The organism is Actinotalea soli (genome assembly GCF_017565425.1).
Classification (GTDB): domain Bacteria; phylum Actinomycetota; class Actinomycetes; order Actinomycetales; family Cellulomonadaceae; genus Actinotalea; species Actinotalea soli.
On the sequence record NZ_JAGEMK010000012.1, the window covers coordinates 70,407 to 81,471 of the forward strand.

General features: G+C 72.1%; 11 protein-coding genes and 1 rRNA gene. 7 read left to right on the forward strand and 5 right to left on the reverse strand.

Features of this window, described 5'->3' with window-relative positions:
* Positions 1 to 86: 86 nt before the first annotated feature.
* Both J4G33_RS16495 and J4G33_RS16500 read left to right on the forward strand, forming a co-directional pair.
* Positions 87 to 1,664: a hypothetical protein gene (locus tag J4G33_RS16495; RefSeq protein ID WP_208057096.1), complete on the forward strand. Its 1,578-nt coding sequence runs from the start codon at positions 87 to 89 to the stop codon at positions 1,662 to 1,664.
* 124 nt (positions 1,665 to 1,788) lie between these two features.
* Complete coding sequence (locus J4G33_RS16500) at positions 1,789 to 2,178, forward strand: DUF2510 domain-containing protein (RefSeq protein WP_208057097.1); 390 nt, start codon at positions 1,789 to 1,791, stop codon at positions 2,176 to 2,178.
* Positions 2,179 to 2,256: 78 nt separating this feature from the next.
* Here J4G33_RS16500 and J4G33_RS16505 read toward each other — a convergent pair whose 3' ends face one another.
* Genes J4G33_RS16505 through J4G33_RS16520 form a run of 4 tightly spaced genes read right to left on the reverse strand, consistent with a single transcriptional unit; the run spans position 2,257 to position 6,411 of the window.
* On the reverse strand, positions 2,257 to 3,483 hold the full coding sequence (locus tag J4G33_RS16505) for an MFS transporter (protein WP_208057098.1): 1,227 nt from the start codon (positions 3,481 to 3,483) through the stop codon (positions 2,257 to 2,259).
* A 20-nt stretch (positions 3,484 to 3,503) separates the two neighbouring features.
* Positions 3,504 to 4,541, reverse strand: coding sequence for an ABC transporter substrate-binding protein (locus J4G33_RS16510; RefSeq protein ID WP_208057099.1), 1,038 nt, complete (start codon positions 4,539 to 4,541; stop codon positions 3,504 to 3,506).
* Positions 4,538 to 5,350 carry an ABC transporter ATP-binding protein gene (locus tag J4G33_RS16515; protein WP_307793972.1) on the reverse strand — a complete coding sequence of 271 codons (813 nt, stop codon included), beginning with the start codon at positions 5,348 to 5,350 and terminating at the stop codon, positions 4,538 to 4,540. The genes J4G33_RS16510 and J4G33_RS16515 overlap by 4 nt, the downstream gene beginning before the upstream one ends.
* Entirely contained in the window at positions 5,347 to 6,411 is a 1,065-nt protein-coding gene (locus tag J4G33_RS16520; RefSeq protein WP_307793973.1) for a FecCD family ABC transporter permease, read from the reverse strand. The genes J4G33_RS16515 and J4G33_RS16520 overlap by 4 nt, the downstream gene beginning before the upstream one ends.
* A 393-nt stretch (positions 6,412 to 6,804) precedes the next feature.
* On the opposite strand from J4G33_RS16520, the gene J4G33_RS16525 reads away from it, so the two are divergent.
* From J4G33_RS16525 to murJ, 5 genes are all read left to right on the forward strand, one after another.
* Positions 6,805 to 7,179: a hypothetical protein gene (locus tag J4G33_RS16525; RefSeq protein WP_208057100.1), complete on the forward strand. Its 375-nt coding sequence runs from the start codon at positions 6,805 to 6,807 to the stop codon at positions 7,177 to 7,179.
* Between the two features lie 67 nt (positions 7,180 to 7,246).
* Positions 7,247 to 7,681, forward strand: a complete 435-nt coding sequence (locus tag J4G33_RS16530; RefSeq protein WP_208057101.1) for a ScoMcrA-related endonuclease — start codon at positions 7,247 to 7,249, stop codon at positions 7,679 to 7,681.
* Positions 7,682 to 7,769: 88 nt separating this feature from the next.
* A complete protein-coding gene (locus tag J4G33_RS16535) occupies positions 7,770 to 8,270 on the forward strand; it encodes a DoxX family protein (protein WP_208057102.1) in 501 nt (166 codons plus the stop codon).
* The gene (locus tag J4G33_RS16540; protein ID WP_208057103.1) at positions 8,267 to 8,890 is read left to right on the forward strand and encodes a TetR/AcrR family transcriptional regulator; all 624 of its coding nucleotides are present in this window, start codon (positions 8,267 to 8,269) and stop codon (positions 8,888 to 8,890) included. The genes J4G33_RS16535 and J4G33_RS16540 overlap by 4 nt, the downstream gene beginning before the upstream one ends.
* A 96-nt stretch (positions 8,891 to 8,986) precedes the next feature.
* Positions 8,987 to 10,528 carry a murein biosynthesis integral membrane protein MurJ gene (murJ, locus tag J4G33_RS16545; protein WP_208057104.1) on the forward strand — a complete coding sequence of 514 codons (1,542 nt, stop codon included), beginning with the start codon at positions 8,987 to 8,989 and terminating at the stop codon, positions 10,526 to 10,528.
* Between the two features lie 435 nt (positions 10,529 to 10,963).
* On the opposite strand, the gene rrf is transcribed toward murJ, so the two are convergent.
* Positions 10,964 to 11,065: ribosomal RNA gene (rrf, locus tag J4G33_RS16550) — 5S ribosomal RNA — on the reverse strand; the annotation flags it as partial.

Below are 11,065 nucleotides of genomic sequence, written 5' to 3' on the forward strand. Positions count from 1 at the left end.
CAGAGCCTCACCGCGGACGCCTGCGCGCTTGCTCGTCGCGGAGTGCGCGGGCTCAAGGTCACGCGCGCGCCGCCGATGAACCTGAGGTGAGTGACCAGCCTGCGACGAATTGGCCCAGCACCGAGGCGGCAGCGTCAGCGGGCTGGACGATCCGGTCAGAGCTGGATCCGGTGGGCTCCCAGCTCAGCTGGTACCACGCTGCCCTTGCGGCCGACGAGCTCGAACTCGCCGGCCGCATCGTGCGCGCGCCGGTAGCAGGTACCGAGCACGAGGCCTCCAGGCGCACATCCCTCGCGGAAGCGCTCGTCCTCGTGGGACGCCCTGCCGAGGCGCGCCCGCTGCTCGAGGCCGACGGTGTCAGACCTCCGCAGCCCAGCGGCCCAGTGGACTGGCCTCAGGTGGTGCTGGGTTCCACCTACGCAGCGACCGGCGATGACGGCGCGTGGGCATGGCTGACCGCGAAGCTGAGCGACGTCCTCTCTCCGGAGTGGCGACTACGGCTGACTCGAGTGGTAGCGGCCGTGGCAGATCATCGAGGGGACCTCCCCGTGGCCGACGCGGCGTGGGCGGACGTCGCAGAGCTCGGCGGTACTTCATCTCCACGCCTGGCGCAGCGCGCCGCCCTCGCGAACATCCTTCGCCGCAAGCGTGAAGGCTCGCCCGAATCGATCATCGACGTCGTCGTGGGAGCGTACGGAACCTTGCGCGGAGCTGCCGTCGACGACGCCGCGACGCGCAACGCCGTGATGCGTACTGCGGGCGCTCTGAACGAGCGTGGGGATCGCGCCGGCGCCCGGCTCCTGCTCAGGGTCGCGACAGGCATGCTGCCGCGAGATGCGGCGATGGAAACGGCCCTGCGTCGCTCGCGCCCCGAGCCGAGCCGAGCCCTGCTTGTCAGGCTCGCTGGCGTCGGCCTGGCAACCAGCGTCGCAGTTGCCTACGTTGTCGTGCGGGGAGCAGCGTCGCCGCAGACGCTCGGCGCCGAGATCCGGGGCACCACTCTGGTGCTGGCCGCGGTCCTCGGCCTGGTGACGCGACTGAGCTCGCTGCCCGGGTTCACGATGCCGGAGACGCGCGTCTGGCGGGGTCTTCGCTCGATGCGATACGACCCGGTGGAGGCCCGAGGGGGGACCTCAGGCATCTCAGGGTGGCTAGGCGTGGCCGGCGTCCTCGGGGCCGTTGCAACCATGGTGACGATCGCGGGCGTGCTGTCAGGCGCCACTTCGGACGGAGCGTGGCCGTTGTGGGCCACCACCGGCGGCTCGATGGTCCTGTGGCTGGTCCTCACCGCTGCAGGGGGCGCTGGTGGCGTGCTCGTGCTGCGCCAGGTGCGCGGCGCGGTCGGGCGACGAAGAGTGGCGAGGGCTCGAGCGGAAGCCGCCGCACGCGCCGATCAGCTCGCAACCGTGTGCGCCTGCTGGGACAGCATCAGCACATGGGGCGCCGACGCGCGACGCTACGCCGAGCGCCATCTGACCATCGCCGGACCACCGGTACCCGTGGCCGTTCCTGACAGCCGTCTCCGCATGTGCCCTGCGTCGGGTCTCCCTTGGCTCACCGGCCCACTCGGGCAGGGCGAGCGATTCGTGGCGCTCAAGGGCGCACTGCGCGACGTCGACGACTCGCCAGCCGGACGGCCCGCGACGCAAGGGTTCTACCTCTAGGACTGCACGCCCGCGACCTGCAGCGATGTGGGCGGTGGGCCCTTCGTCGTATCGAGGCGGCCGACGGATGTGCCAGGCTCGACCCGGCATCGTCTGGCTGGGTTCCGACTGGATCGAGGTTGTCATGGCTGGCACGCCAGCAGGCTGGTACGACGACGGGACCGGCACGACGCGTTGGTTCGACGGTCAGAGCTGGACTGACGCCGTCCAACCGCCGGCCGAGACCCCGAGTGGTCTGGGTGGGCAGATCGCCAGGATCGAGGCCGACGCGGTGTCCGGCGGTCAGCCACGTCCGGCTCCGCAGGGTGCGAGCTACGTCGTCCTGCAGGTGATCCTCAAGGAAAAGCTCTGGGGAACGGGTTCGGGGAACCTGACCGAGCTGGAGAAGGTGATCAACGCGCAGGCCGCTCTCGGGTACCGGTTGCACACCATCACCACGGCAGCGTCGGGCAGCAAGGGCCTCGGCGGCGGGGACCGGATCCAGGCGACGATGGTCTTCGAGAAGCTGTCGTAGCCTGCTCACCGCTCGTTCTGGCAGGTGGACGACCTGAGCTGTCAGCCCTTCGTCCTCCGCGGCCGTGAGCGGGCCAGCTCAGGCAGCGGGCGGGCTGCCGTCGTCGTCTGTGTGCAGTGCGTCGAGGCGGGGCGCCCGGCGCAGGCCGGCGGTCGCGCCGCCGACGACGGCGACGCCGCAGCACAGGGCTGCGAGGACCAGCGCCGTGGTCAGCCCGGCGGTGGCCGCGACAGCTCCCCCGGCAGCAGCCCCCAGAGGCTGACCACCCCAGGCGATCATGCGGGCGGTGGTGTTCACCCGTGACTGCAGCGGCATGGGCGTGATCGTCTGGCGGACGATGATCGCGTGCAGGATCGCCACCGTCGCCGCCAGCTGCCAGCACACCAGGAGCGCTGCCGCCAGCCACCACGTGGAGGGCAGGGAGAGGGCCAGCAGCGCCACGCAGGCCACGGCCCACGCTCCCAGGCTCAGGGTCCCGATGCGCAGGCGGCGCTGCAGTCGCGGCGTCGCCACCGTGGCGAGCAGGGCACCGGCCGGACCGGCCGCGTAGAGCAGTCCCAGGGCCGCCTCGCCCGGACCTAGGCCGTAGCGCTGGCTCGCCAGGACGATGAGCAGGCCGGTGACGGCACCGCCGGCGAGGCTCCCGGCCGTGCCGATCAGGGTGAGGACCCTGATCACGTCCTGCTGCCAGAGGTAGCGCAGCCCCTCGGCGATGTCGGCCAGCGGCCCCCGGCCCGAGCTCGACCGCGCCTCGTTCCAGCGCACCGGCAGCAGCAGCAGCAGCGACAGCACGTACGTCGCCGCGTCCACGGCGATCAGCGTCACCGGCGCGAGCACCACGAGCAGGACGCCGGCGGCAGCAGGACCCGCGAGCCCGATCACGGTGCTCACGCCGGAAAGCTTCGCCATCGCCGGGCCGATGCCGCCCCGACCCACGAGGGCCGGGACGGCACCGAAGCTGCCCGCGTCGAAGAACACGAAGCAGCTCGAGGTGGCGAGGGCCACGAGCAGCAGCTGGGTGGTGCTGAGCACCCCGAGGCGGTCAGCCACGGGGATGCTCGCCATGGCCACGGCGCTGAGGGCGGTGGTCGTCAGCATCGTGCGCCGTGCACCCCACCGGTCCACCAGGGCGCCGGCGGGCAGACCCAGCACCAGGTAGGGCAGTCCTTCGAACGCGGCCAGCAATCCCGTGATCAGCGGGTCTCCGGTCCGCTGGTACACCAGGACCGGCAAGGTGACCATGGTGAGCGCGTTGCCGACCCAGGAGACCGCGCGGCTGACGACGAAGAGCCCGAACCTGCTCACAAGGGCCACTCAGGCCGGGATCACGGGTGCAGGGCCTGGCTCAGTCGCTCCACGCCGTCGACGACCCGCAGGTTGGTCGAGTCGCTCTCCGGCATGGTCACCACGCGCCCCTCGCTCACGGCCGCGACTCCCGGCAGCAGCTCGGACAACCCAGCCACGGCGGCCTCGGTGTCGGCACCCGGGCCGGTCAGCAGGACGATCGTGCCCGGGTCCCGGCTCAGGACGTCCTCGCGGGAGATCTCGCTGTAGTACTGCCCCGGGGGCAGCTCGCCGGCGTAGAGGTTGTGCCCGCCGGCCTTCTCGGCGATGTCGGTGTAGACGCCGTCGTACGTGTAGAGGACGCCGTCGTAGTCGGCGATGAAGACCAGCGGGGTCTCGGGCTGGTCCGCGACCCGCGTCTCGACAGCATCCAGGCGCTCGCGCAGCTCGTCGGCGAGCTCCTCGGTCGCGGAGGTCTCACCGAGCAGCGTGCCGATCGCGTCCAGGTCGGTGAAGACGTCCTCGACGGTCGCCGCCGTCGCGTCGTCGCCGCAGAAGCCCGACAGCACGAGCACCTGGGTGCCCTGGGAGGCCAGCTCGTCGATGGTCGGCAGCTGGGAGCCGTCGAAGAGGTACTCACCGTCGGCCCAGATGAGGTCCGGCTGGGCGGCGGCGAGCTGCTCCCGGGTCAGGGCTGCGGCGCTCAGGACCGGGATCTCGGCGAGGGCGTCGGCGTACTCCTCCGACGGCGTCCCGTTGGCGGAGTTGTACTGCCCCACCAGGCGGTCCCCCTCGTCGACCGCGAGCAGCACCTCGGTCGAGGTGGTCCACCCCGACACGACGCGCTGGGCGGGTTCGTCGAGCGTCACGGTACGCCCGCAGTTCTGCACGCTGACCTGCCCGGCGGTCACCTCGGCACCGTCCACCTCCGAGGAGGTCGGCGTGGTCGTATCGGTCGAGGTGCAGGCGGAGAGCAGCAGCACCGCCGCGGCAGGCGTCGCCCAGCGGGCCAGCTGTCGCGTCGCGGGGCGCGTCGTCGGGCGTGAGGTCGGGCGTGAGGTCGGGTGACAGGCCGTCATGGGGACTCCAGTGCTATCGAGGGGCTGGTGGGACAGGCAGAGCGCGGGGCGAAGCTGAGCTGCGCCCTGCCGGTGAGCGGGTTGGTCCCGCAGTGCGCGTGCACCTCGAAGACCTCGCGCAGCAGGTCGGTGGTCAGCACCTCCGCAGGCGCCCCCTGAGCGACCAGCCGACCACCGGCCATCACGAGGAGGTGGTCGCAGGCTGCTGCGGCGAGGTTGAGGTCGTGCAGGACGGTGACCACCGTCACCGGGAGGTGGGTCACGAGGTCCAGCAGCTCCAGCTGACCCGCGATGTCGAGGTGGTTGGTGGGCTCGTCCAGGACGAGGAGGTCTGCCTGCTGAGCCATCGCGCGGGCGAGCAGGACGCGCTGCTTCTCGCCCCCGGACAACGCCGTGAAGAGGCGGGTTCGGAGGTGCCCCGCGCCGACCCGGTCCAAGGCGTCGGCGACCACGTCGTTGTCGTGGTGCGACGCGCGGCCCAGCGGCCCGAAGTGCGGTGTGCGTCCCACCATCACTGCCTCGTGCACCCTGGCGTCCACGGCGAGGAACCCGTCCTGCACCATCGCTGAGACGCGCTGGGCGGCCTGGCGGGCGGACAGGTCGCGATGGACGTCTCGCCCGCCGACGAGGACGCTGCCGGCGGCAGGGCGCAGAGCCCGGTACACGACCCGGCACACCGTGGACTTGCCGCTGCCGTTGGGCCCGACGATGCCGGTCACCGTCCCCGGGGCGCACGCAAAGCTGACGTCGTCGACGATGGTGCGGCGGCCGATGTCGACGCTGAGGCCTCGCACCTCCAGGGAGGTCACAGCGGCCGCCCCTGACGGCGGAGCAGGACCAGGAAGAACGGCACCCCCACGAGCGCGGTCACCACGGTCAGCGGCAGCTCGACAGGTTGCGCCGCGGTGCGGCCGACCAGGTCGGCCAGGATCAGGAACACACCTCCGGTCAGGGCAGCCAAGGGCAGGAGCGCCCGATGGTCGGTGCCGATGACCAGGCGGACCGCGTGCGGGGCGATCAGGCCGACGAACCCGATGCCGCCCGCCACGGCGATCACCGCCGCGGTCAGCAGAGCCGCCACCACCAGGAGCTGCAGGCGCAGGGCGCCGACGCGCAGCCCCAACGACGCCGCGACCTCGTCCCCGAGGACCAGGGCGTTGAGAGCCCGGGCCTTCAGCAGGAGCCACGCCGTACTGGCGATGACGATCAGGGCGGGGAGAGCGAGCGAGCTCCACTGGGCACCGGACAGCGTCCCGAGCAGCCAGAAGAGCACCGCCTGCAGCTGCGCACCGCCCTGGCGCAGCTGCAGGTAGCTGGTGACGGCCTGGAAGAGGTAGCCGAGCGCGACACCTGCCAGCAGCAGGCGCACCGGGTCCACGCGCCCGTCGCGCTGCCCCAGGAGCAGCACGAGCACCAGGGTGACCAGCGCGCCGGCGAAGGCGGCTGCCGAGACCCCGAGGCCTCCCACGGCGCCCAGCGTGAAGACCGCGACCGCCGCTGCGGAGGCGCCGGCGGAGACACCCAGCACGTACGGGTCCGCCAGCGGGTTGCCGACGACAGCCTGCAGCACGGTCCCGGCCACGGCGAGTCCCGCACCGGCGATGAGGGCCAGCAGCACTCGTGGCACCCGCACCGACCAGACGATCTGGTCGTGGATCGGGTGCGGTGCGGGCCCCCCCGACCGCAGGCCGCCGACATGGCTCCACACGACCGCCAGCACCTGGCTCGGAGCGATCCGGACAGCCCCCGCGCTGGTCGCGAGCACGGCTGAGAGGAGGACCAGCGCGAGCAGCACCAGGCCGAGCACCCGTGCCCGAGACCGAGGCGTGGGCACGACAGCCCCCGACTCCGTGGCGACGGCGTCGATCACCTCCTGCCTCCAGACTATTGAGAACGATTATCGCTGCGCACAGTAGGCCCGCCGTGAGCCGCGGTCAAGAAGTGATCCCCCCCCCCGGGGGGGCGATAGCTACACCCACTGACCACGTCCTCGCCGGCGGTCCTCGTGTACTCGTCGCCCCCGCCCCCTCAGGTTCCGCGCCGGCGGGCACCTCGTCCCGAGCCCGGCGAGCGGTACACCTGGTTCCCGGCCCCCGAACGCGCTGGCCGCGCTGACGGTGACGGTGACGGTGACGGTGACGGTGACGGTGACGGTGACGGTGACGGTGACGGTGACGGTGACGGTGACGGTGACGGTGACGCATCATGGGCGGATGAGGTCGAGACGCTCCGCACCAGGCTCTCGCGCGCACGAGCCGGCCGGGTGACGGACCGCGACTCGCGGCGGGACTCGGCCTCTACTCCACCGCGATCCCCTGTCGTCACCCCGGACGGACGGTACCTGGTCGTCCGGGGGCGGTTGTGGCGCCGGTCGGACCCGTCGCTCGACCCGCACGAACGCGAGCGCCTGACCAGCGAGCTCATGGCGGCCCGTCGCGCCAAGGGAGCAGCGATGCGAGCCGACGACGCCGAGGCACGCGAAGCGGCCCGGGCTCGGGTCGATGCTGCCAAGCACGCCCTCGGCGAGCGGGGCCCCGTCTGGTGGGAGGACGACGCCCCCGACCTGACTCGTCGCATGGCACGGACGACGCTCTATGCCGAGTGGTGGGCCTCCCTCACCGAGGGCGAACGGAGCTGACGGGCAGTGAGGTGTACCGCGGTTGCGCGTGACGCCGGGCACGCGGACGGCACGTAGGCTCGTCCTCGTGGCGACGTTCTCCTCGGTATCCCGACAGCACGTCCTCCAGGCCCTCGCCGAGTACGACGCCCGTGGCGGCGAGGAGTTCCTCGAGGCGTACGGCTTCTCACCCTCGCCGGACTACCCCCTGGTGCACGAGGGCCGGAGCTACGACTCGCGGGCGGTCCTCGGGGTCGCGCACCGTTTCGCGACCGGCCGCCTCGCTCCACCGGACGAGTTCACCGGTGGCATGGACGCGGCGGTGACGATCCTGCGCAAGCGTGGCTTCGAGGTCACCGAGCCGGCCACGGCTCGGCGCCCAGCGCCGCAGCGAGTCCCCCGCGCTCCCCGGACGCCGCGCTCGCCGGCACGGTCGACGGCCGCCGCGCCTCCCGCGCCCAAGGTCTGCCCGACCTGCTCGATGACGCTCCCCGGCACCGGCATCTGCGACTACTGCGCCTGACGCCACCGGGCTGCTCTCCTCGGAGAACGCCTACGAGCTAGTCGCCGCGTACGGTAGACGAACTAGTCCGTCTACCGCTGGAGTCCTCATGGCCGCGCCCCAGAACCCCGCGACGACGCCGACCACCTCAGGTCGCGCGACGCCCGTCGCTCCCGCGCCGAGCTCGGTCCCGCGCACCGTGGGGCGGTTCGCGCTGGCAGCGGCCCTCGCCACGGCAGGGATCGGGCACCTGACCGTGAGCCGGGAAGAGTTCCAGGCCCAGGTGCCGCCGTGGGTGCCGCTCGACCCGGACGTCGTCGTCCTTGCCTCCGGGGTGGTCGAGATCGCCCTCGCGGCCGCCCTCGCCCTTGCTCCGCGCAAGCATCGCTGGCTGGTCGGGTGGGTGGTGGCCGCCTTCTTCGTGGCGATCTTCCCGGGCAACATCTCCCAGTACGTGACGGGAACCGACGGCTTCGGGCTCGACACCGATCAGGCCCGCGCGCTCCGGCTGCCCTTCCAGCCCGTCCTGGTGCTCTGGGCCCTCTGGTCGACAGGCGCCTGGCGCACCTGGCGCGCCCGACGAGCTGCCGCAGGTGGCGGTTCGCGATGATCGTGACCGACCTCGGGTCCCTGACCTCCCCGCGGGTGGTGGGCCGCCCGACCCGCGACGGAGGGCAGGCCGAGGCGGCCCGTCGCATCCTCGACGTCGCCGCCCCGATGTTCTACGGGCAGGGGGTGCGAGCCATCAGCGCGGACGCGGTGATCGAGGCAGCCCGGGTCACGAAGGCGACCTTCTACCGGCACTACCCGACCAAGGACGACCTCGTCGTCGCCTACCTCCACGACGTCTCCGACGCCGAGCGACGTGCCCTGCAGCACTGGCGGTCCCAGCACCCCCGTGACCCGGCCAGGGTCCTCGAGAGATACGCCCGCACGGTGGGGACGCAGGCCTGCGGTCCGGAGTTCCGCGGCTGCCCTTTCCTCAACGCGATCGCCGCGCACCCCGACCCCACCCATCCTGTGCGCATCGCCGCCGAGGAGCACCGGGCGTGGTTGCGCTCGTACGCGACAGACCTGCTCACCGAGATGGGCGTCCGTGACGCTGGACTGGTCTCCGTCCAGCTCGTCATGCTCCGCGACGGCGCGATGGCCACGGGGGACGACGTCCAGCCGGGTCGCGTCACCCAGGCGCTGCTCCGCGCCGGTGCTGCGGTGGTGCGAGGGGCGTGAGGCTGCCTGGTTGGTAGCGTGACCTGCGCGTCAGCGAGGGCGGAGGGGGCAGCGTGAGTCGTGAGGGCAGCACGCCCGCCGTTCCCCGATCACGGCGTGGCTGATCGTCCCGGCCGCTGGAGCATCGCCAGGGCCGCGGTCCTCGTCACCGGCCTGACGGCCTTCTCGACAATCCTCGGCTTCGGTCGCGACGTGGTGATCGCTGCCGTGTTCGGCGCGGGCCCCTCCCTCGATGCCTACCTCGTCGCCCAAGGGCTGATGAACCTCGTGCTTGCCCTGGTCGCCGGCGCCATGGCTCGGTCGGTGATCCCTGTGACCGCCAGGGAGGCAGCCATCGAGGACGCCGCGGGGGGCCGGTGCCGGGGGCATCGCGGGTTCGACGTCGCGCTCACGGTGACCATGGCCGTCCTGGGGATCGGCGCCGTGCTCATGGGGATCCTGGCTGCGCCGGTGACGTCACTGCTCGCCCCGGGGTTCGGCCCTGAGCAGGCCGAGCTCACCGCCTCCTTGACCAGGGTCGTGCTGGTCGCGACGGTTCTCATCGCTGGCACCAACATGCTCGCGGCCCTCGCCCAGGCCCACGGGCGGTTCACGTGGTCGGCCCTCGAGGGCGTGCCGTTCAACCTGGTGATGATCACCGCCGCGGGGCTGTTCGGTCCGCGCCACGGGGTGCTGGCCCTGGCGGTGGGCTTCGTCCTCGGGTCAGGAGCGCGCCTGCTGCTGCAGCTCCCGCCCCTGCGCCACCTCGGACGTGTCCGGCCGAGCATGGCGCTGCGCGACCCGGCCTTCCAGGAGGTCGCACGGCTCGTGCCGGCGATGCTCGTGGGCACGGCCGTGGTGAACATCAACACGCTGGTCGACCGCGCGGTCGCCTCGACCCTCGCCGAGGGCAGCATCACGGCGATCTCCTACGGGTGGCGCCTGGTCCACCTCCCCGAGGCCCTGATCATCACCGCACTGCTGGTGCCCCTGTACCCGGCGCTGGGTGCGGCCGCCACGAACAAGCCCGAGCTGCGCAGGCTCGTCGGGAGGGGGATGTCGGTCACCGTCACCGTCCTCACGCCCCTCTCCGTGGCGCTGGCCGTCGCCGCCCACCCCGCGGTGACCGTCGCCTTCGGGCACGGGGCGTTCGATGCCCCTGCCGTCGCCTCGACGGCCGGCGTGGTCGTGTGGTTCGCCCCCGGTCTCCTCGCTCTGGGGATCCGGCAGGTCGTGGTGCGCGCCTCCTACGCGATCGGGGACCGACGCTCCCCGGTCGTGGTCTCACTGGTCGCTGTCGCCGTGAACGTCGTGGGGGACGTGGTTCTCGCACCCGTGATGGGGGCGCCTGGGATAGCGCTGGCAACCTCGGTCTCGCTGATCGTCGCTGGCCTCGTGAATGCCTGGCTTCTCCACCGCCACCATGCCGCGATGCCGCCGGTCGGAGCGCTGATGGCGCGCGCCGCTGTGCTTGCGGTTCTGACCTGGCTCGTCGGGACGGCGTCACGCGACGCACTCCCCAGCGCCCCGGCCCTCGTTGTCGGGGCAGTCGTCGGACTCGTGGTGTGCGGAGCGTACGTCGTCGGACTCTGGCTGCTCAGGGCCCCTGAGCGCACGTTGCCGTGGGAGATGCTCCGGGCCGCCCGCCGACGCCCGTGACACCACGGCCAGGGACGCCAGCACCCGAGCACGCTCCGTGCGAGCTCAGCCGTCCGCGACAGAACCGGCGCACGGAAGCACGTCAACGCAGGTAGCGTCACGGGCCATGGAGGAGCGGTCAACGGACGGGCGGGACGGCGCAACGAGCCCCTGGCCCGGAACCGTCGTCCTCATGTGCGGGTCGACTGGGGCGATCACGCAGGTGGTTGCCCTCGCCTCGGAAGGAGGTGCAGTCGACCGCTGGTTCCTGCTCGTGACGTTCCTGGTGGTGGCTGCGAGTGGACTCGGGATGACTATCACCGCCCGACGGGGGCGTCGCCCCTCGGCGTGAGCCCGAGCACCTGGGATTGCGCCTTCGACGGTCCAGGACGTCGACCTCGCGCACGGTGAACGCAGAAAGGGCCACCCCATCGGGGTGGCCCTTTCTGAAAAGGTGTTCGGCGGCGACCTACTCTCCCACACAGTCTCCCGTGCAGTACCATCGGCGCAGAAGGGCTTAGCTTCCGGGTTCGGAATGGAGCCGGGCGTTTCCCCTTC

What these genes read in the sequence shown, in the direction of transcription:
- J4G33_RS16535 (WP_208057102.1), top strand. Translation starts at nt 7,770, where the DNA reads ATGGCCGCGCCCCAGAACCCCGCGACGACGCCGACCACCTCAGGTCGC.
- J4G33_RS16540 (WP_208057103.1), top strand. Translation starts at nt 8,267, where the DNA reads ATGATCGTGACCGACCTCGGGTCCCTGACCTCCCCGCGGGTGGTGGGC.
- J4G33_RS16510 (WP_208057099.1), bottom strand. Translation starts at nt 4,541, where the DNA reads ATGACGGCCTGTCACCCGACCTCACGCCCGACCTCACGCCCGACGACG.
- J4G33_RS16500 (WP_208057097.1), top strand. Translation starts at nt 1,789, where the DNA reads ATGGCTGGCACGCCAGCAGGCTGGTACGACGACGGGACCGGCACGACG.